Annotated in this window: 19 protein-coding genes; 9 read left to right on the top strand and 10 right to left on the bottom strand. The window is 61.0% G+C overall.

The features are described 5' to 3' along the window. Positions 1-16: 16 nt before the first annotated feature. The 4 genes from KVQ82_RS05555 to dksA form a co-directional block, all read right to left on the bottom strand. The gene (locus tag KVQ82_RS05555) at positions 17-2,971 is read right to left on the bottom strand and encodes a sensor histidine kinase (RefSeq protein ID WP_161794896.1); all 2,955 of its coding nucleotides are present in this window, start codon (positions 2,969-2,971) and stop codon (positions 17-19) included. Continuing rightward, entirely contained in the window at positions 2,955-3,131 is a 177-nt protein-coding gene (locus KVQ82_RS05560) for a hypothetical protein (RefSeq protein ID WP_003176118.1), read from the bottom strand. Before KVQ82_RS05560 ends, KVQ82_RS05555 begins: the two co-directional genes overlap by 17 nt. A 77-nt stretch (positions 3,132-3,208) precedes the next feature. Further along, entirely contained in the window at positions 3,209-4,093 is an 885-nt protein-coding gene (gene gluQRS / locus KVQ82_RS05565; RefSeq protein WP_174377369.1) for a tRNA glutamyl-Q(34) synthetase GluQRS, read from the bottom strand. A gap of 209 nt (positions 4,094-4,302) precedes the next feature. Further along, positions 4,303-4,746, bottom strand: a complete 444-nt coding sequence (dksA, locus tag KVQ82_RS05570; RefSeq protein WP_108183819.1) for an RNA polymerase-binding protein DksA — start codon at positions 4,744-4,746, stop codon at positions 4,303-4,305. 334 nt (positions 4,747-5,080) lie between these two features. Here dksA and KVQ82_RS05575 point away from each other — a divergent pair, with 334 nt between their 5' ends. Next, positions 5,081-6,253 (top strand): pyridoxal phosphate-dependent aminotransferase, encoded by a 1,173-nt coding sequence (locus KVQ82_RS05575; protein WP_222018334.1) that lies wholly within the window; start codon positions 5,081-5,083, stop codon positions 6,251-6,253. Next, positions 6,253-6,966, top strand: a complete 714-nt coding sequence (gene sfsA, locus KVQ82_RS05580) for a DNA/RNA nuclease SfsA (protein WP_041065421.1) — start codon at positions 6,253-6,255, stop codon at positions 6,964-6,966. Before KVQ82_RS05575 ends, sfsA begins: the two co-directional genes overlap by 1 nt. On the opposite strand, the gene KVQ82_RS05585 is transcribed toward sfsA, so the two are convergent. Next, positions 6,963-7,280 (bottom strand): Rieske (2Fe-2S) protein, encoded by a 318-nt coding sequence (locus KVQ82_RS05585; protein ID WP_041065423.1) that lies wholly within the window; start codon positions 7,278-7,280, stop codon positions 6,963-6,965. The two genes, sfsA and KVQ82_RS05585, sit on opposite strands and share 4 nt — an antisense overlap. Positions 7,281-7,442: 162 nt before the next feature. Here KVQ82_RS05585 and KVQ82_RS05590 point away from each other — a divergent pair, with 162 nt between their 5' ends. Genes KVQ82_RS05590 through KVQ82_RS05605 form a run of 4 tightly spaced genes read left to right on the top strand, consistent with a single transcriptional unit; the run spans position 7,443 to position 10,988 of the window. Beyond that, positions 7,443-8,315 (top strand): hemin ABC transporter substrate-binding protein, encoded by an 873-nt coding sequence (locus KVQ82_RS05590; protein WP_222018336.1) that lies wholly within the window; start codon positions 7,443-7,445, stop codon positions 8,313-8,315. Between the two features lie 50 nt (positions 8,316-8,365). Continuing rightward, positions 8,366-9,349: an iron ABC transporter permease gene (locus tag KVQ82_RS05595; RefSeq protein WP_222019362.1), complete on the top strand. Its 984-nt coding sequence runs from the start codon at positions 8,366-8,368 to the stop codon at positions 9,347-9,349. Continuing rightward, positions 9,349-10,116, top strand: coding sequence for a heme ABC transporter ATP-binding protein (locus tag KVQ82_RS05600; protein WP_222018338.1), 768 nt, complete (start codon positions 9,349-9,351; stop codon positions 10,114-10,116). The genes KVQ82_RS05595 and KVQ82_RS05600 overlap by 1 nt, the downstream gene beginning before the upstream one ends. A 20-nt stretch (positions 10,117-10,136) precedes the next feature. Further along, on the top strand, positions 10,137-10,988 hold the full coding sequence (locus KVQ82_RS05605) for a ChaN family lipoprotein (RefSeq protein ID WP_222018341.1): 852 nt from the start codon (positions 10,137-10,139) through the stop codon (positions 10,986-10,988). A 226-nt stretch (positions 10,989-11,214) separates the two neighbouring features. On the opposite strand, the gene KVQ82_RS05610 is transcribed toward KVQ82_RS05605, so the two are convergent. The 4 genes from KVQ82_RS05610 to KVQ82_RS05625 all read right to left on the bottom strand — a co-directional run bounded on the left by KVQ82_RS05610 (position 11,215) and on the right by KVQ82_RS05625 (position 14,575). Then, complete coding sequence (locus KVQ82_RS05610; protein ID WP_222018343.1) at positions 11,215-12,015, bottom strand: Crp/Fnr family transcriptional regulator; 801 nt, start codon at positions 12,013-12,015, stop codon at positions 11,215-11,217. A gap of 16 nt (positions 12,016-12,031) precedes the next feature. Continuing rightward, a complete protein-coding gene (locus KVQ82_RS05615; protein WP_003228231.1) occupies positions 12,032-12,304 on the bottom strand; it encodes a TfoX/Sxy family protein in 273 nt (90 codons plus the stop codon). 278 nt (positions 12,305-12,582) lie between these two features. Beyond that, a complete protein-coding gene (locus tag KVQ82_RS05620) occupies positions 12,583-12,927 on the bottom strand; it encodes a pentapeptide repeat-containing protein (RefSeq protein WP_041065444.1) in 345 nt (114 codons plus the stop codon). Positions 12,928-13,018: 91 nt separating this feature from the next. Beyond that, the gene (locus KVQ82_RS05625; RefSeq protein WP_222018344.1) at positions 13,019-14,575 is read right to left on the bottom strand and encodes a bifunctional aminoglycoside phosphotransferase/ATP-binding protein; all 1,557 of its coding nucleotides are present in this window, start codon (positions 14,573-14,575) and stop codon (positions 13,019-13,021) included. A 116-nt stretch (positions 14,576-14,691) separates the two neighbouring features. Between KVQ82_RS05625 and mrcB the strand changes: the two genes are divergently transcribed. The 3 genes from mrcB to KVQ82_RS05640 are packed head-to-tail and all read left to right on the top strand — an operon-like array spanning position 14,692 to position 18,123. Next, positions 14,692-17,016, top strand: coding sequence for a penicillin-binding protein 1B (mrcB, locus tag KVQ82_RS05630; RefSeq protein ID WP_041065450.1), 2,325 nt, complete (start codon positions 14,692-14,694; stop codon positions 17,014-17,016). 16 nt (positions 17,017-17,032) lie between these two features. Further along, positions 17,033-17,788 (top strand): lipoprotein, encoded by a 756-nt coding sequence (locus KVQ82_RS05635; protein ID WP_047296575.1) that lies wholly within the window; start codon positions 17,033-17,035, stop codon positions 17,786-17,788. After that, positions 17,788-18,123 carry a YqcC family protein gene (locus KVQ82_RS05640; RefSeq protein WP_041065457.1) on the top strand — a complete coding sequence of 112 codons (336 nt, stop codon included), beginning with the start codon at positions 17,788-17,790 and terminating at the stop codon, positions 18,121-18,123. Before KVQ82_RS05635 ends, KVQ82_RS05640 begins: the two co-directional genes overlap by 1 nt. Positions 18,124-18,214: 91 nt before the next feature. Here the strand turns inward: KVQ82_RS05640 and KVQ82_RS05645 are convergent, their stop codons facing one another. Continuing rightward, positions 18,215-18,631 carry a DUF4124 domain-containing protein gene (locus KVQ82_RS05645; RefSeq protein ID WP_222018346.1) on the bottom strand — a complete coding sequence of 139 codons (417 nt, stop codon included), beginning with the start codon at positions 18,629-18,631 and terminating at the stop codon, positions 18,215-18,217. Positions 18,632-18,906: the final 275 nt, after the last annotated feature.

An 18,906-nucleotide genomic window follows, 5' to 3' on the forward strand; every position in this document is an offset into this window, starting at 1 on the left:
GATACTCTCGACGGTCTCAGTTCACAGCGGACGTCGCTTCGACATGGCGCGGTAAGGTCACCCGGATACGGGTGCCGCGCTGGCTCTGTACATCAGCCGGGCTGTCGATGGTGATTTGTCCATAATGCTCTTCAACGATGGAATAGACCAGTGCAAGGCCCAGACCGGTACCTTCACCTGGGTCCTTGGTGGTGAAGAAAGGTTCGAACAATCGGTCCATGATGTTCTGCGGAATACCACTGCCTTCGTCTTCGACGATCAGATCGACCGTGTGTTCGCCGGCTTCACTCTTGACCCGCACGGCGCTGCCCGCAGGCGAGGCATCACGGGCGTTGGAGAGCAGATTGATCAGCACTTGGGCGAGCCGCTGCGGATCGCCTTCGACCCAGTGATCCGGATCGCACAGGTTGTAGAACTGCACTTCGAAGTTACGCCGGTTCAGCGCCAGCAGACCGATGGCGTCCTGCGCGACTTCGGCCAGACAAACCGGTTCGTCGCTGTGCTGATGGCTGCCGGCGTGGGCAAAGCTCATCAGCGATTGCACGATGCGCGACACGCGCTTGGTCTGTTCGAGGATCTGCCCGCTGATTTCCGTCAGTTCGCCGTCTTCTTCGCGCTCTTCGCGCAGGTTCTGCGCCAGACAGGCGATGCCGGTGATCGGGTTGCCGATTTCATGGGCCACTCCCGCCGCCAGTCGGCCGATGCTCGCCAGACGCTCGGAGTGCACCAGTTTGTCTTCGAGCATTTGGGTTTCGGTCAGGTCTTCCACCAACAGCACCAGGCCGCTGTTGCCCGGGGCCAACGGTTCGTCGATCGCCGCTTTGTGCAGATTGAGCCAGCGGGTCTGGCCGTCGAGAGCCAGGTGCTGCTTGTGCAAGTGCTCGTCGGGCAGGTTGATGAAGCCTTGCAGCAATGGCTTCCACGGATCGGCGATGGTGCTCAGGCGCGAACCGACCACCCGTTGCGCAGCGATGCCGGTGAGTTCTTCCATGGCCTTGTTCCACATCAGGATCTCTTGATCCTTGGCCAGCGAGCAGACGCCCATTGGCAGCTCCTGCAAGGTCTGGCGGTGGTAGCGGCGCAGGGCGTCGAGTTCGGCGGCCAGCCCGGTGAGGCGCGAGTGGTAATCCTCGAGACGGCTTTCGATGAAGTGGATGTCTTCGGTCACATAGTTTTCGCCGCCGGCCTTGTACGGCAGGAAGGTTTCGACCATGTCCTGCGCCACGCTCGGGCCCATCAGGCCGGAGAGGTTGGCTTCGATGCGGTCGCGCAAGCGGCGCAAGGCATAAGGACGGCGTTCGTCGAACGGCAGATAGAGGTCGCGCAGGGCTTGCTCGACTTCTTTCTGCGCTGCCTTGGCGCCCAGCGGTTTGGCCAGTTGCGTGGCGAATTCCTGGGGCGAGGCCGCGTGCAGTTCGCGGCGTTGCGGACGCCGCACGTTATCCACCGCGCAGGCTTCGGCGGCGCTGGCTTCTTCGGGGCTGGCGTTGGTGAACAGCGAGATCAGGGTGAACATCAATACGTTGGCTGCCAGCGAGGCGATCGCCGCCATGTGCCAACTGGTGTCGTCCAGCACGTAAATCATGTTCAGCAGAGGGATGTAAAAACCCTGCAGATTGCCGACCAGCGGCAACAGCATGGTCACCACCCACACCACAATCCCCGCCAGCAGGCCGGCGATAAAGCCGCGCCGGTTGGCGGTCGGCCAGTACAGCACCGAAAGCACGCCGGGCAGGAACTGCAGCGTGGCGACGAAAGCGACGATGCCGAGGTTGGCCAGATCCTGCCCGGCGCCGAGCATCAGGTAGAAGCAGAAACCGGCCATGATGATCGCGACGATCAGCGCCCGACGCGTCCACTTCAGCCAGCGATAGATGTTGCCTTCGGCCGGCGGCTGATAGAGCGGCAGCACCAGGTGGTTCAGCGCCATGCCCGACAGTGCCAGGGTGGTGACGATGATCAGGCCACTGGCGGCTGAAAGCCCACCGACATAGGCCAGCAGTGCCAGCGGTTTGCTGTTGGCGGCGATGCCGATGCCGAGGGTGAAGTATTCCGGGTCGGTGGTGGCGCCGAGCTTCAGGCCGGCCCAGAGGATCAGCGGCACTGCCAGGCTCATCAGCAGCAGGAACAGCGGCAGGCCCCAGCTGGCGCTGACCAGCGAGCGCGGATTGAGGTTCTCGGTAAAGGTCATGTGATACATGTGCGGCATCACGATCGCCGAGGCGAAAAACACCAGTAACAGCGTGCGCCATGGTCCTTCCTGCAGGGGCGTGTGCAGGGCGGCGAGGGCGGTCTGGTTTTGCAGCAGCCACAGTTCGAGTTGTTGCGGGCCGTCGAACACGCCGTACAGCGCATACAGACCGACGCCGCCGAGGGCGATCAGTTTGATCACCGATTCGAAGGCAATCGCAAATACCAGCCCTTCGTGTTTCTCGCGAGTGGCGATATGCCGGGAACCGAAGAAAATCGTGAACAGAATGATCAGCGCACAGAACGCCAGCGCGACGCGGCTCTGGATCGGTTCGCCAGTGAGGATGCCAATCGAATCGGCCACCGCCTGAATCTGCAGCGCCAGCAGCGGCAGCACGCCGATCAACATGAAGATCGTGGTCAGCGCGCCGGCCCAGGTGCTGCGAAAGCGGAACGCGAACAGATCTGCCAGCGACGACAATTGATAGGTGCGGGTGATTTTCAGGATCGGATACAGCAGCACCGGTGCGAGCAGAAAAGCACCAGACACCCCGAGGTAACTGGACAGAAAGCCGTAGCCATACTGATAGGCCAGGCCCACCGTGCCGTAGAACGCCCAGGCACTGGCGTAGACCCCCAGTGACAAGGTGTAGGTCAGCGGGTGGCGAATGATCGCCCGCGGGATCATGCCCCGTTCACTGATCCAGGCAACGCCGAACAGCACCGCCAGGTACGCGGCGCTGATCAGGATCATCTGGGTCAGGCTAAAGCTCATCGGCATCTTTTTGGCTCTGCAGGATGAAGGTCACGACAATCAGGATCAACCAGAGCAGATACGGCCGATACCAGGCGCCCGTGGCGTCGATCCACCAATCCATGATGGCTGGCGAAAACAGATAGATTCCCACGACCAGAAGCAGGACCAAGCGATAGATGTACATCCCGGCCTCTCTTTTTTATGCGCGTGCCCGAAAACGTGCGGCGATGGTAACGGATGGGCGCGCCACTGCAAGTGTCGTCATTGCAGTTGCGCCTCGGGCAACGTCAGTGTGCGCGGGATCTTCGATGCATCCCAGTGGGCTGCGCCCCATTTGAGCAATTCCTCGGGGGTGGCATGCGCCAGTTCGGCACCGGGGTTTTGCCCCAACGCACGCAAGGCTCGCAACAGCAGCAGCGTGGCCTGATCGGCCTCAAGCGGTGGCGAACGGTAAGATTTGCCGAGCTTGTTGCCGTCCGGCTGCGTAATCAGTGGCAGGTGCAGATAGCGCGGCTGGCGCAGGCCCAGCAGTTCTTGCAGGTAGAGCTGGCGTGGCGTGGAGTCGAGCAGGTCGGCACCGCGCACGATGTCAGTGATGCCTTGCCAGGCGTCATCCAGCACCACCGCCAGTTGATAGGCGTAGAGGCCGTCGCGGCGGCGAATCACGAAATCGCCGACGTCGCGCCCCAGATGCTGGCGGAACTCGCCCTGCACGCGGTCGATGAAGTGGTATTCCAGTTCCGGCACGCGCAGGCGGATTGCCGCATCTTGCTGTTCATGACCGGCATTGCGGCACAAGCCCGGATAAATCCCGTGATATGGCTCCAGTTGCTTGCGCGAGCAGGTGCAGGCGTAGGCCAGGCCATGGTTGAACAGGCTGTCGAGCACTTCGGCGTAGGCGGCGTGACGGTCGCTCTGGCGCACCATCTCGCCGTCCCATTCGAAGCCGTAGCTTTCCAGCGCCTTGAGAATCGCCGCCTGCGCGCCGGGCTCTTCCCGGGGTGGATCGAGATCTTCCATGCGCACCAGCCAGCGCCCGCCGACCGCGCGCGCGTCGAGGTAGGAAGCGAGGGCAGCCACCAGCGAGCCGAAGTGCAGGTGGCCACTGGGGGTGGGGGCGAAGCGGCCGATGTAGGCGGGGGAGATTTTGGCTGTCATGGAAACGAAGCTACTTTTCAGGCGATACGCAGGTCAACGGGTGGGATCGAGCCTGCTCGCGAAAGCTTGATGTCAGACGATTAAATGTTGAATGACACACCGCTTTCGCGAGCAGGCTCGCTCCCACAAGGGCAAAAGGCAAAAGGCAGAAACAAAAACGGAGCGTTCGCACGCTCCGTTTTTCGTTCAGGTCGAGATTACTTGCCGACCTGCTTTTCCTTGATTTCCGCCAGGGTCTTGCAGTCGATGCACAGATCCGCAGTAGGACGGGCCTCGAGGCGCTTGACGCCGATTTCGATGCCGCAGGATTCGCACCAGCCGTACTCTTCGTCCTGGATCAGTTCGAGAGTCTTGTCGATCTTCTTGATCAGTTTGCGCTCGCGATCGCGGGCGCGCAGCTCAAGGGCGAATTCTTCTTCCTGGCTGGCACGGTCGGCCGGGTCAGGGAAGTTGGCCGCTTCGTCTTTCATGTGATCAACAGTACGGTCGACTTCCTGCATCAAGTCCTGTTTCCACTTGTTCAGGATCTTGGTGAAGTGCGCGCGCATCGGGGCGCCCATGTACTCTTCGCCGTCCTTCGGAACGTAAGGTTCGAAGCCGCTGATCGTCACTTGCTGCTGTTGCTTTGCTTGGGTGGGCATGAAATGGACCGCCTCTACTCTTGTAATCCATTGCGCAGGATTGCTCCATCACCGACACCTGCCGGCCCTGCGGCTGCAAGCGGGCGAACTTACCAGATCAATTCGGCCTGCGCTACTCCCGGATGTCGAGGCCCCGGCGGGTGGCGCTTGCAGAAGTTTGGCAAGTCATGTCTGACAGTGATGGAGGCCTGATCAATCTCTGATTTTAGTCAATCCTGGAGCGTACGCGCATATCGTTACAGTCCAGCGTTCTTGAGGCTGTGACCGCGACGGGTTCTCGCTCGTTCCGGCAGATGGGTAGAATCGTCTCTTTTGCCCCGTCGAAGGAAAACCAATGGCTCAGCCCTACAGTGCGCGCAGTCGTGCGATCGAACCGTTCCATGTGATGGCGCTGCTGGCGCGGGCCAATGAACTGCAGGCCGAAGGTCACGATGTGATCCACCTGGAAATCGGCGAGCCGGATTTCACCACGGCCGAACCGATCATCCGCGCCGGGCAAGCGGCGCTGACGGCGGGCAAGACTCGCTACACCGCGGCGCGCGGTATTCCTGAACTGCGCGAGGCGATTTCCGGGTTCTATCAATCGCGTTACGGTTTGAACATCGATCCGCGGCGGATCCTGATCACGCCGGGGGGCTCCGGTGCGCTGTTGCTGGCCAGTGCCTTGCTGGTCGATCCGGGCAAACACTGGCTGCTGGCGGATCCGGGCTACCCGTGCAACCGGCACTTTCTGCGACTGGTCGAAGGCGCGGCGCAACTGGTGCCGGTCGGCCCGGAAGTGCGGTATCAATTGACCCCGGATCTGGTGGCGCGGCACTGGGATCACGACAGCGTGGGAGCGTTGGTGGCGTCGCCGGCCAACCCGACCGGCACCATTCTGGCCCGCGACGAACTGGCCGGATTATCCACAGCGATCAAGGCGCGGCACGGCCATCTGGTGGTGGACGAGATTTATCATGGCCTGACTTACGGCACCGATGCCGCCAGCGTGCTGGAAGTCGATGACAGCGCCTTTGTCCTCAACAGTTTCTCCAAATATTTCGGCATGACCGGTTGGCGTCTCGGCTGGCTGGTGGCACCGGATGCGGCCGTCAGTGAGCTGGAAAAGCTCGCGCAGAATCTCTATATCAGCGCGCCGAGCATGGCGCAGCATGCCGCACTGGCCTGTTTCGAGCCGGGCACCATCAGCATTCTCGAAGAGCGCCGCGCCGAATTTGGCCGCCGTCGCGACTTCCTCCTGCCGGCGTTGCGCGAGTTGGGTTTCAACATCGCCGTCGAACCTGAAGGTGCGTTCTACTTGTATGCCGATATCAGCCAGTTCGGCGGTGATGCCTTCGCGTTCTGCCGGCATTTCCTCGAAACCGAGCACGTTGCCTTTACCCCGGGGCTGGATTTCGGTCGTTATCAAGCGGGCCATCATGTGCGTTTTGCCTACACGCAAAACCTCCCTCGCTTACAGGAAGCGGTGGAACGCATCGCTCGCGGTTTGAAGAGCTGGCAAGCCTGATGCGTTTTTATCCGGCTCTGGAAGAGGCGCGGCTGATTCGCCGCTATAAACGTTTTCTGGCTGATGTTGAAACGGTCAATGGCGAGCTGTTGACCCTTCACTGCCCGAACACCGGTTCGATGCTCAACTGCCAGGTTGAGGGCGGACAGGTGTGGTTCAGTCGCTCCAGCGACCCGAAACGCAAGCTGCCCGGCACCTGGGAAATTGGCGAAACTCCGCAGGGCCGGCTGTTTTGCGTGAACACCGGCCGTGCCAACGCACTGGTGGAAGAGGCGCTGCAGGCGGGTGTCATCGACGAGTTGAGCGGCTTTACGGCGCTTAAACGTGAAGTGGCGTACGGCCAGGAAAAGAGCCGCATCGATTTCCGTCTCGAGTACCCGAGCGGCCCGGCCTATGTGGAAGTGAAAAGCGTCACGCTGGGGTTCGACGGAACGAATGTCGCGGCGTTTCCCGATGCGGTGACCCAGCGCGGCGCCAAGCATCTGCGTGAGCTGGCGCATCTGGCCCGTGACGGCATTCGGGCGGTGCAGCTGTATTGCGTCAATCTCAGTGGGATTGACGCAGTGCGTCCGGCCGAGGAAATCGATGCGGCCTACGCCGATGCCCTGCGCGAGGCGGTGGCATGCGGAGTTGAAGTGCTGGCTTACGGCGTGCGCTTGAACCACGAAGAAATGGTGATCGACCGGCGGCTGGACGTGTTGCTCAACGGTTAAACATCGATCCACACCCCTTGGGCGTCTTCGCGGCAGGGTATGGCGATCAGGGATTGCCCGGCGCAGGGTCCGGCGACGCATTCGCCGTCCTCGATCAGGAACAGTGCGCCGTGGGTGGCGCACTGGATCAGGCTGTTGCTCGGGTCGAGAAACTGGTCGGGGTGCCATTCCAGGCCGACGCCACGATGCGGGCAACGGTTGAGATAAACATAGGCCTGTCCATTGCGGCGCACGGCAAACAGTTTGTTGCCGTGGATGTCGAACCCACGGCTGCCGGCCTCGGCGAGATCGGCGCCCGCGCACAAAAACTTCATGACTATCCTCAACTGTCTGCTCGTTTCAGGAAATGTCCGAGCTTGACGTTTAAATGCAAACAATTATCAAATGGCCGCCTTCGCCCACTGTGCGCGGCTGCCGCCAAGGATACTTGGCCTGCCGGTTCGCTGCCCGGGAAAACTGTTCAAGGAAAGCTGCGTATGCGCCTGATTATCCGCGTTGCTGTGCTGTGTGTCGGACTGTTCGCCAGCCTTCAGGTGACAGCTGCCGACTTGCCACAGCGTTGGGTCAGTGCCGGTGGCGCGCTTTCGGAGTGGGTCAGTGCATTGGGCGGCGAGTCGAAACTGGTCGGCGTCGACACCACCAGCCAGCATCCCGAGTCGCTGAAGAAACTGCCAAGTATCGGCTATCAACGCAGCCTGTCGGCAGAGGGCATTCTCAGCCTGCGCCCGGATATCCTTATCGGCAGCGAAGAAATGGGCCCGCCACCGGTGATCGCTCAAGTAAGGAGCGCCAAGGTGCAGGTCGAACTGTTCTCGGCACAGCCGGATCTGCCGACGCTGGAAAAAAACCTCACGCATCTCGGGCAGTTGCTCGGCGCGCAAGCCCAGGCGACGCAGTTGCTGGAAAGTTATCGACAGCAGCTCGCCATGCAGAAGGCGCGAGTCGCCGAGTTGCAGACCAGGCACAAGGCGCCCGGTGTGCTGGTGCTGATCGGGCATGCCGGCGGCAAACCGTTGATTGCCGGCAAGGACACTGTCGCCGACTGGCTACTGCAACGGGCCGGCGGACATAACCTGGCAACGCATACCGGTTACAAGCCGTTCTCCGTTGAGTCGCTGGCCGGGCTTGATCCTGAAGTGCTGGTGTTTGCGGATCGCGCGTTGAGCGGTGAGACGGCAAAAGCGGCGCTGTTCAAAGAAAATCCCATTCTCAATTCAAGCCGTGCGGCCAAGGCCGGACGGGTGCTGGAGCTGGATCCGACGCTGCTGGTCGGCGGGCTCGGGCCGCGTTTGCCGGCGGCGTTGAAGGGTTTGTCTGACGGCCTTTACCCGACTGCGAGCGGCCAATGACCGTACTGGTCAAACCACGCAGCCTGTTTATCGGGCTGACGCTCCTGTGTTTGCTGGCCATCTGGCTGTCGTTGGCGTTGGGGCCGGTGAGCCTGCCGCTGTTCGATACGTTGCGCGCGGCTCTGCGCATGCTCGGTGTGCCGCTGGCGCCGGACGGTCTGGAGCAGGCTGAGCTGATTCTCGGGCAGATTCGGCTACCGCGTACCTTGCTTGGCCTGGCCGTCGGCGGTGTACTGGCGCTGTCCGGCGTGGCGATGCAGGGTTTGTTTCGCAATCCGCTGGCCGATCCCGGGTTGGTCGGGGTCTCCAGCGGTGCGGCGCTTGGTGCGGCTGTAGCCATTGTCGGCGGTGCGTTTTTTGGCGGTTTGCCAGAGTGGTTCGGGCCGTATCTGTTGTCGGCATGCGCGTTTCTCGGCGGGTTGGGGGTAACGGCGCTGGTCTATCGGCTCGGACGGCGCAACGGCCAGACTAACGTCGCGACCATGCTGCTGGCTGGGATCGCCCTGACGGCGCTGGCCAGCTCGGCAGTCGGGTTGTTCACCTATCTGGCGGATGACGCGACCCTGCGCACGCTGACTTTCTGGAATCTGGGCAGCCTCAATGGTGCCAGTTACGCGCGTTTGTGGCCGTTGCTGATCATCAGCGCCGGTGTTGCGCTGTGGTTGCCGCGGCGTGCCAAGGCGCTGAATGCGTTGTTGCTGGGTGAGTCCGAGGCAGGGCATCTGGGGATCGATGTCGAACGGCTCAAACGTGAATTGGTGTTCTGCACGGCGTTGGGTGTTGGCGCGGCGGTGGCAGCAGCGGGGATGATTGGTTTCGTCGGGCTGGTGGTGCCGCATCTGGTGCGTTTATTGACCGGGCCCGATCACCGGGTGTTGCTGCCAGCATCAATATTGGCGGGGGCGAGCCTGCTGTTGCTGGCGGATCTGGTGGCGCGGCTGGCACTGGCGCCGGCGGAGTTGCCGATCGGTATCGTCACGGCGTTTATCGGTGCGCCGTTCTTCCTGTATCTGCTGCTGCGAGGACGTGCCTGATGCTGCGTGCGCACAATCTGCACATCCGTCGCGGGCGCAAGACCGTCCTCAGCGACGTCACCCTGCAACTGGAGCCCGGTGAGGTGCTGGGTGTGCTCGGACCTAACGGTGCCGGCAAAAGCACCTTGCTCGGTGCCTTGTGCGGTGAGCTGACGGCCAGTGACGGTGAGGTGTTGCTCGACGACAAGGTGCTGAGTCACTGGACAGGTACGCAGCGCGCTCAGCGCCTGGCGGTGTTGCCGCAGGTGTCGACGCTGGATTTTGCCTTTCGCGTGGAAGAAGTGGTCGGCATGGGCCGCTTGCCGTATCAAAGTGGTCGGGTGCGCGATGACGAGATCGTTGTGGCAGCGCTGGACGCTGCGGATGCCGGGCACCTGAGCGGGCGCAGTTATCTGGCGCTGTCGGGTGGCGAGCGCCAGCGTGTGCATCTGGCGCGGGTGCTGGCGCAGTTATGGCCGGGGCAGGCCGGGCAAACGCTGTTGCTGGATGAGCCGACCTCGATGCTAGATCCACTGCACCAACATACGACGCTGCAAGCGGTGCGCGAATTTGCCGACCGTGGCGCGGCGGTGCTGGTCATCCTGCATGATCTGAATCTGGCGGCGCGCTATTGTGATCGGGTGTTGCTGCTTGAAGGCGGGCGCCCGGTAGCGCTGGATACGCCGCAGCAAGTCTTGCGACCGGACTCGCTCAAAGCGGTGTTCGGTCTCGAAGTATTGGTGCAGCCGCACCCGGAGCGTGGGCATCCGCTGATCATCGCCCGCTGATTTCTCATCGAGGTGATGGCATGCGCGGGATCTGGTTGTTGGCGGTGTTGCTGCTTGCAGGGTGTCAGCATGTTGCTGCGCCGCCACCGGTCAGCGGTGAGATACGCGATCTGCACACCGGTCAGGTACTGACGGCGCAGGAACTGCTGACACGTCTGGCCGGTGCACAACACGTGATCATTGGCGAGCAGCATGACAATGCCGATCATCACGCTGCGCAGTTGTGGCTGTTGCAGTCGCTGGGTGAGCAACGCCCTCAGGGCAGTCTGCTGCTGGAGATGTTCACGCCTGATCAACAGCCGAAAGTTGATCAGGTTCGCCATGCAGCAACGCCGCCCTCCGATCTTGCCACGGCATTGGCCTGGCAGGATGGCTGGGACTGGAAGCTTTATGGGCCGATCGTTCGCTTCGCCCTCACACAATCCTATCCGCTGTTGGCAGCCAATCTGGACGACAGCGAAATCCGCGCCTTCTATCGTCAGCCGCCAACCCTGAGCGGTGTTCGCAGCAATGCGGCAGCGGTAAAAGCCACGCTGCTTGAGCAGATCAGCGACTCACACTGTGGCTTGCTGCCCAAATCGCAGATGCCGGCGATGCTCGCGATTCAGCAACAGCGCGATCGACGCATGGCCGAACGTTTGCTGGCGGCACCCACCCCCGCCATGTTGTTGGCAGGCGCCTGGCATGCGCGCAAGGATGCTGGCGTGTCGCTGCATGTGCTTGATCTTGGCGCAGCCCAGGCGCCCACGGTGCTGATGCTGGCCGAGCAGGGCGCTGAGGTCAGCGCGGCGATGGCCGATTACGTCTGGTACACCCCGGCCACGCCTGCGCAGGATTACTGCGCACAGATGCGCAAACAGTTCGGTCAATGACTTTTCCACAGGCAAAAAAAGACCCGGTAAAAACCGGGTCAAATAACCGTGATTAGCCTGATGAGGAGATAATCTGAGAGTCCGAACCAAGGGCTTTTCAGAATATCGACTGATCTCGCGATCAGTTGTGATAATCATAGCGATTCTCATTAACGAGTCAACCACTGTTTTTCCATTCGCGTGATTTAGTCGTGGAAATGTCCGGAATGCCCCGGAAAAACGGGACTTAAAGCGCAGCCTTGATCGCACTCAGTTGGGTGATTTGCTGGTTGAGCTGGCCAATGCGCCGGGCCATGCTCTCGATAAGGCTCTGGGCAATCTTCGGATTGTTGCGGGTCATGCTGAGAAACTGATCGCCGGGAATCAACATCACTGTACTTGGCTCGCGGGCAATGACCGTGGCGTTTCGCGGCTCGCCTGTGAACACTGCCATGGCGCCGAAAATCTCGTCCTTGGGCACGTCGCCAACCTTGTGCCCATCAACAAGCGCTTCGGCATGCCCATCGATGATCACGAAGACGTGATCGGCAGCATCGCCCTGCTGGATCAACACTTCACCGCTCTCGACCCGTTTAAAGCCATTGGTGCTGCGAAACTCCCGTGGCTTCAGTTCGGCCACCGCGTGTGCCAGCAGCGCCATCTGCCCCAGCAGATACTCCAGCCATTGCTCAGCCCGTTCCGGCTCGGCGTACAAATGTCGGAACAGATCGGTTCGCCGATAGGGCAACAAGCGCAATAATCCGTCGCTGCGCAGTCGGCAATCGGCCCAGGCGTCACCTTGCTGCAGGCCGATCAGATCGCCTTCCTGCCAGTAAAACAGCGCGCGGCCGCCGATGTAGCCGTGGATCACGCCTTCTGTCAGCAGAAACAGCTGATCGTGTGGGAGCTGCGCCATCAGGTCATCAGAGATTTCCGGCTCAAAGGCAGGCCCGCACGGCGCAAGCCCTTCCAGCCAGCGCGCGGGCAAGCTCTGCAAACGATTGATCAGCGTATCGACTGGTGCCGATTGTTCCCCGAGCAGATACATGGCCGTCAGCGCCTGTTCAGTTCTTGTGACGCGAGGAGATGGCTTCGAGCTGCTTGTTCAAGGCGTCTTTGCGTTCGGCCGGGATATCGTTCCAGTGCACATCCATCAGCGCCCCTTCGATCGCGTACAACAACACCTTCGATGCGCGAAACCCGCGGGTACGCACGGCCCGATAGGCGTCCACCGCCCCCAGGCGACGCAAGTCCGAGGCGCTGTGGATGCCCACGGCATGCAGCCATTGCGCCGACGTCTTGCCAAGATTCTTCAGGTGTTGCAGTTCATCATTCATCAAGCCTCCTTGCGACGGCCGAATGGTGCGTGGGCGATCTTCTCAGGAGTGTAGCCATCAGTAGGAAAAGCGTGGTTGTTTGGTCGGATTAGACGCAAACGCTACTAAGAAAGGGCTGCAAACCCAGAAAGGAGGGAAGAAACGCGGAAACATGTGGGAGCGAGCTTGCTCGCGAGGGCGTCCTGTCAGCCACGAGATGTATCGACTGACACCACGCCTTCGCGAGCAAGCCCGCTCCCTCGCGGGAAAGGCGTCGGGTCAGAGAAAGATAAAAAGTATCAGCGGGTGCGATAGCGCAGGCGAGTACCAAAATTCATCGACATCAGGATCTCGTCGGCGCTCAGTTCCGGTGGGAAGTACGCACCGGAAATCTGCGCATGGGCCAGGCTCGCGCCTTCCAGGGCGGAATTACGGAAATCGATGCCGCGCAAATCGGCGGAGCGGAAGTAGGCGTCGCGGAAATCAACGCCGTCGGCGTTCAGTTCACGCAGATCGAGACCACGGAAGTCGCCACCGACCATGTCGATCGGGCCGTCGTTCGGGCGTTCCTTGTTGAAGCCTGCGATGTCGTCTTTGTGCAGCAGGGCATAAAGCGGGGTGTCGAGAAGTTTCGGCTGGCTCATGTCACATCACCTGTTGGTTTTATGACGCCAGTATAGTGCCACTATTTGACGACCGTGAAGCCAGTGAGGGCTTCACGGTCGAAATAGTTTCTTACAGGCCTGGCAGACGCTGGCGGATCTGCGCCACGACGGTGTCGAGGGTCCCGCTTTCATTGGTCTGTACGCGTTTGCTGCGCAGAATTTCTTCTGGCGTCAGTGCTTCGCGGCTGGCCTGTTGGGCCTCGATGACCGCCAGCGTGGCGTCGGAAGGATCCTTCTTGTCGGCCTGGCGGATCGCCAGCCAGCTTTCGATCACGGCTTGCGGAGCGTTGCAGTCGAGAATCAGGAACGGCGTGCCGGTCGCCTCGGCGACTTTCGCCGCGCTGTCACGTTGCTCGCGCTTGAGGTAGGTCGCATCGATGACGACCGGGAAACCGGCGTGCAGAATGACTCCGGCAATCTCATGCAAGCGGGCGTAGGTGGCAGCGCTGGCGTCGGCGCTGTAAATCCCGGCCTGCACGTCGTTGGCCACGGTTTGCTCGCCGAACAGACGCTTGCGCTCGACATCGGAACGCAGGCGGATCGCGCCCAGTGCTTCGACCAGGCGCATCGCCACGTGGCTCTTGCCGACGGCCGATACGCCGTGGGTGATCGCCATGAAGCGCGAAGGGATGGTGCTGTAGCTTTCCGCCAGATTGGCGTAGTTACGGTACTGGCGCAGGGTAGTGGCGCGCTGCACCGGGGTGGCGTCCGCCGGCATGCTGAACAGTGCAACTTTGGCGCGAACCAGTGCTCGGTAGGCTTTGTAGAAGTTCAGCACTTCCAGGCCTTGATAGTCGCCGGTCAATTCCAGGTATTGGCTGATGAAGCGGCGGGCCAGGGATTTCAGACCACGGTCTTCAAGGTCCATCGCCAGGAAACCGGTGTCGGCCCAGACGTCGGTGAAGCGGAACGGCTCGTTGAACTCGATGCAGTCGAAGATCACCACTTTGCCATTGATCACAGTGGCGTTGCCCAAGTGAATGTCGCCGTGGCATTCGCGAGTGAAACCCTCGGCCTTGCGCTGGCTGAACAGTGCCTTGAGACGGTCGAAGCTGCTCTCGGCCCAGGCTTGCAGGGCCTCGAGTTGCAGCAGATCGTTTTTGTCGCTGAGGAATGGCAGGATCTGTTCGAAGTTCTGGCGCACCGGGGCCATTACGCTTTCTGGCGTACCAGCGTCGTGTTCGGCCGGGACTTTTGGCGCGCTGAGGTGGAATCTGGCGATCTGCTCGGCCATTTCGTCGATGTGCTGAGTGGTCAGTTCACCGTTGGCTTGCAGGGTGCTGAGCAGGCCGGTCTGCGGGAATTGACGCATTTTCAGCACATATTCGATCACCGGGCCGTCGCCGCCCAGTTGCGGCGCTTCGACGCTGCCGGTCACCGGCAACACGTCCAGATACAAATCTTCGGTCAGGCGCTGATTCAAACGCAGTTCTTCAGCGCAGAAGTGCTTGCGCGCTTCGAGGCTGGTGAAGTCGAGAAAGCCGAAATTCACCGGCTTCTTCACTTTATAAGCAAACGACCCGGTGAGGATCACCCACGAGATATGGGTTTCGATGACCTGGAACCCGTCGACGGGGTGCGGGTAGAGGGCCGGGTTTTGCAGGGCAGCGATCAGTGACTGGCTCACGGGCGATCCTTCAGAGACTGGGAAATTCGAGGTCGCCATTATGGCCGCTCGCCAGCCTGACGCAAACCTCGGAGCGCTCCTGTTGAGGATGAATAAAGTGCGTATAATCCGCCGCCATGACTCGAACTCGATCCCCCCGTACCAAGAAAAAACCACCTGCCAAGGGCCTGCGGCCGTGGCTGGGGTGGGCCATTAAACTCAGTCTGGTCGGCCTTGTGGTGCTGGCCGGCTTCGCCGTTTACCTCGATGCCGTGGTGCAGGAGAAATTCTCCGGCAAGCGCTGGACCATCCCGGCCAAGGTGTACGCGCGTCCGCTCGAGCTGTTCGTCGGACAAAAACTGAGCAAGGACGATTTCCTCACCGAACTCGACGCCTTGGGCTATCGCCGCGAAGCCGTGAGCAATGGCCCCGGCGCTGCTGCCGTCAGTGGCAATACCGTCGATCTGAATACCCGCGGCTTCCAGTTCTATGAAGGCCTGGAGAAACCTCAGCCAGTACGCGTGCGCTTCTCCGGCGACTATGTGGCCGAACTCTCGGGGCTCAATGGTGGAAAATTGTCCGTGGTGCGGCTCGAACCACTGATGATCGGCGGCATTTACCCGAAAAACCTTGAAGACCGCATTCTGATCAAGCTCGATCAGGTGCCGCCGTATTTGCTCGATACTTTGGTCGCCGTTGAAGATCGCGACTACTACAGCCACTGGGGCGTGTCGCCGAAATCGATTGCCCGGGCGATCTGGGTCAACACCTCTGGCGGCAAGATGACCCAGGGCGGCAGTACGCTGACCCAGCAGTTGGTGAAGAACTTCTACCTCACCAACGAGCGCAGCCTGAGCCGCAAGCTCACCGAAGCGATGATGGCGATGCTGCTGGAGCTGCACTACGACAAGAAGGAAATTCTTGAGGCCTACCTCAACGAAGTCTTCGTCGGGCAGGACGGTCAGCGTGCCGTGCATGGTTTCGGTCTGGCCAGCCAGTTCTTCTTCGGTCAGCCTTTGTCCGAGCTGAAGCTGCATCAGGTTGCGCTGCTGGTCGGCATGGTCAAGGGTCCGTCCTACTACAACCCGCGGCGCAACCCGGAGCGCGCGCTGGAGCGCCGTAACCTGGTACTTGACGTGCTTGAGCAGCAAGGCGTGGCGACGGCCGAGCAGGTCGAAGCGGCGAAGAAAATGCCCTTGGGCGTGACCACCCGCGGCAAGCTCGCCGACAGCTCGTTCCCGGGCTTTATCGATCTGGTCAAACGCCAGTTGCGTGAGGACTATCGTGACGAGGACTTGACCGAAGAAGGCCTGCGGATCTTCACCAGTTTCGACCCGATTCTGCAGATGAAAGCCGAGGCGTCGGTTAACGACACCTTTAAACGTCTGGCCGGACGCAAGGGCTCCGATGATGTGGAAGCGGCGATGGTCGTGACCAACCCGGAGACCGGCGAAGTGCAGGCGATGATCGGTAGTCGTCAGGCCAGTTATGCCGGTTTCAACCGGGCGCTGGACGCCGTGCGGCCAATCGGTTCCCTGGTCAAGCCAGCGGTGTATCTGACGGCGCTGGAAAAACCGAGCCATTACACACTGACCAGTTGGCTGTCGGATGATCCGCTGTCGATCAAAGGCGCGGACGGCCAGGTGTGGAAACCGCAGAACTATGATCGTCGCTCCCACGGCACGGTGTTTCTCTATCAAGGGCTGGCACATTCCTACAACCTGTCGACCTCGCGTCTGGGTCTGGAAGTCGGTGTGCCAAATGTGCTCAAGACCCTCGCGCGCCTGGGTGTAACCCGTGAATTCCCGGCGTTCCCGTCGATGTTGCTCGGGGCTGGCGGCATGACCCCGATCGAAGTGGCGACCATGTATCAGACCCTCGCCAACGGTGGTTTCAATACGCCGATGCGTGGGATTCGCAGCGTACTGACCGCCGAGGGTGAACCGCTCAAGCGTTATCCGTTCCAGATCGAGCAGCGCTTCGATCCGGCGTCCATTTACCTGATCCAGAACGCCATGCAGCGGGTGATGCGTGAAGGTACCGGCAGCTCGGTTTACAACGTGCTGCCCAAGACCCTGACGCTGGCCGGCAAGACCGGTACCAGTAACGATTCGCGTGACAGCTGGTTCGCCGGTTTCAGTCAGGATCTGCTGGCGGTGGTCTGGCTCGGTCGTGACGACAACGGCAAGACCCCGTTCACCGGTGCGACCGGTGCGCTACAGGTCTGGACCAGTTTCATGCGCAAGGCCGATCCGCTGCCGCTGGACATGCCGCAGCCGGACAACATCGTTCAGGCCTGGGTCGATTCGCGTACCGGGCAAGGCTCGGATGCCAACTGTCCGGGAGCCGTGCAGATGCCGTATATTCGCGGCAGTGAACCGCCACCCGGTGCCGCGTGTGCAAGCGAAACGCCTGCTTCGCCGGAGTCGGTGATGGATTGGGTCAAGGGCTGGATGAATTAAGCAAAGAGGGTTTCAAGTGAACAAGTGGTTGATTCCAGCGGTGACCGCCGTGGCTTTGCTCAGCGGCTGCTCTACCGTACAGCGTGGTTCGATCCCGGTGGTGGATTCCGGCACAGCCGTGTCCAACAGTGAACGGCTGTCGGCCAATGGCGGTTTCCGCAAGACGACAGTCAAACGTCCAGTGCAGGGGCAGGCGCAATCCCAGGCCATTCCGCAAGGCGATACCGGTGTGGTGGTGATGGTGCCGGGTGGCGGTGCTGCGACATCGGCGCCGATCAGCTCCTCGCCGATCGTTCCTGGTCCGGCGTCCGGTGGGATTACGGCGGGTCCGTACAATCCTTCGCCGGTCGAGTCGGCACCGATCAACACCGGCAGCTACAGCATGCCTTCGACGCCGAGCGGTATTCCTTCGGCCAGCAGCGGCGGCGGTCTGTCGGCAGACGAGCAACTGGATGGCCCGGTACTCGCCTTGCTGACCACCGCCCAGCAGCAACAGGCCGGTGGCGACCTCAACGGTGCATCCTCCAGCCTGGAACGTGCCCAGCGCGTCGCTCCGCGTGAACCGCAGGTGCTTTATCGTCTGGCGCAGGTGCGCATGGCCCAAGGTGATGCGCCGCAGGCGGAACAGTTCGCCCGTCGCGCGCTGACCATGGCCAACGGCCGTCCGGATCTGCAAGCCAACCTGTGGGAAATCATCGCGCAGTCCCGTGAGAAGCAGGGCGACTCCGCCGGCGCTGCACTGGCTCGTCAAAAGGCCAAGGTTTCGCTCTGATGGACACCCGTTTCCCGAAAATCGCCGACCAGTTGCTGCTGATCGAGCGTGAGCTGCGCGCGCAAGGTTGGTGGGATGAAGTGCAGCCATCGGCCGAAGCCCTTAGTAGTGTCGAGCCGTTTTCGGTCGATACGCTGGATTTCGAACAATGGCTGCAATGGATCTTCCTGCCACGAATGAAGATGATCCTTGAGCAGGACCTGGCGTTGCCCAACGCTTCGGGCATTCAGGAAATGGCGGAGATGGTCTTTGCCCAGCGCAATCTGCAGGGCAAGGATCGCCAGTTGCAGGTGCTGCTCAAAGAATTCGATCTGCTGATCACCGCCTCCCGCTAAGCCTCTGTAGGAGCTTATTCGCAGGCTGCGATCTTTTGATTTTGCTTTCAAAGATCAAAAGATCGCAGCCTGCGGCAGCTCCTGCAGGTGCTTATTCGCAGTTCTGCGCAATCTGCTTCTGCGCTTCGACAATGCGCTCCTGGCGTTGCGCATCATCCAGCCGCCGTAGCTGCCCCTCTACTTCCTCCCTCAATCGCGGATTGTTCTGCAATTGCGCCAGGTTCGTCCGTGCCTGCTCGCAAAAGGCCTTGAGCTGAGTCTGTTGCTCCGCCACCTGTTTCTTCACCTTGTCATCAATGGCTTTCTGATCGCCCAGCGCGCCGCTGCCAGGCATTGCTGCAGGTTTCGGCGGGGGCGAGGAGGGCGTCTGCACGGTGCTGGCCGGTTGCCCTTGCGGCGGTTGCGCATCGAAGTGCGTGACGCCTTGTGCGTCGATCCACTTGTAGATCTGAGCGGCCGAGCACCAGGGGCTGAGGCCGATCAGCAGAGTTAACAGAAGCGTTCGCATGCTGATTCCTTGGCAAAATTGCGCAATTGACGCTAACAGAGTAGCTGTTTTCAGGTTTTTTCTTGCGTTCTCATGTGCTTACCCACAATTAAGCACATTGACGGCTTGACTTGGAGAGGGCGAAACAGAAGAATCCAAAGTCCGCTGTAGAGGGACTGCCAGAAGCAGACCCACTCGGCAGATCATGAGGCGCATATCCGCGTCGACCTGTTACACCCGCAACGCGTTACCTCGCGCTGGGTGGGAAAGGCCCGCAACACTTGGGACGATCCCAA

It is taken from the genome of Pseudomonas sp. AO-1, from assembly GCF_019775695.1.
Lineage (GTDB): Bacteria > Pseudomonadota > Gammaproteobacteria > Pseudomonadales > Pseudomonadaceae > Aquipseudomonas > Aquipseudomonas parakoreensis.

Coding starts and splice junctions, on each gene's coding strand:
- KVQ82_RS05600 (WP_222018338.1), top strand. CDS start 9,349: ATGCTGCGTGCGCACAATCTGCACATCCGTCGCGGGCGCAAGACCGTC.
- KVQ82_RS05605 (WP_222018341.1), top strand. CDS start 10,137: ATGCGCGGGATCTGGTTGTTGGCGGTGTTGCTGCTTGCAGGGTGTCAG.
- KVQ82_RS05590 (WP_222018336.1), top strand. CDS start 7,443: ATGCGCCTGATTATCCGCGTTGCTGTGCTGTGTGTCGGACTGTTCGCC.
- KVQ82_RS05610 (WP_222018343.1), bottom strand. CDS start 12,015: ATGTATCTGCTCGGGGAACAATCGGCACCAGTCGATACGCTGATCAAT.
- dksA (WP_108183819.1), bottom strand. CDS start 4,746: ATGCCCACCCAAGCAAAGCAACAGCAGCAAGTGACGATCAGCGGCTTC.
- KVQ82_RS05620 (WP_041065444.1), bottom strand. CDS start 12,927: ATGAGCCAGCCGAAACTTCTCGACACCCCGCTTTATGCCCTGCTGCAC.
- mrcB (WP_041065450.1), top strand. CDS start 14,692: ATGACTCGAACTCGATCCCCCCGTACCAAGAAAAAACCACCTGCCAAG.
- sfsA (WP_041065421.1), top strand. CDS start 6,253: ATGCGTTTTTATCCGGCTCTGGAAGAGGCGCGGCTGATTCGCCGCTAT.
- KVQ82_RS05640 (WP_041065457.1), top strand. CDS start 17,788: ATGGACACCCGTTTCCCGAAAATCGCCGACCAGTTGCTGCTGATCGAG.
- KVQ82_RS05555 (WP_161794896.1), bottom strand. CDS start 2,971: ATGCCGATGAGCTTTAGCCTGACCCAGATGATCCTGATCAGCGCCGCG.
- KVQ82_RS05560 (WP_003176118.1), bottom strand. CDS start 3,131: ATGTACATCTATCGCTTGGTCCTGCTTCTGGTCGTGGGAATCTATCTG.
- KVQ82_RS05585 (WP_041065423.1), bottom strand. CDS start 7,280: ATGAAGTTTTTGTGCGCGGGCGCCGATCTCGCCGAGGCCGGCAGCCGT.
- KVQ82_RS05575 (WP_222018334.1), top strand. CDS start 5,081: ATGGCTCAGCCCTACAGTGCGCGCAGTCGTGCGATCGAACCGTTCCAT.
- KVQ82_RS05645 (WP_222018346.1), bottom strand. CDS start 18,631: ATGCGAACGCTTCTGTTAACTCTGCTGATCGGCCTCAGCCCCTGGTGC.
- KVQ82_RS05615 (WP_003228231.1), bottom strand. CDS start 12,304: ATGAATGATGAACTGCAACACCTGAAGAATCTTGGCAAGACGTCGGCG.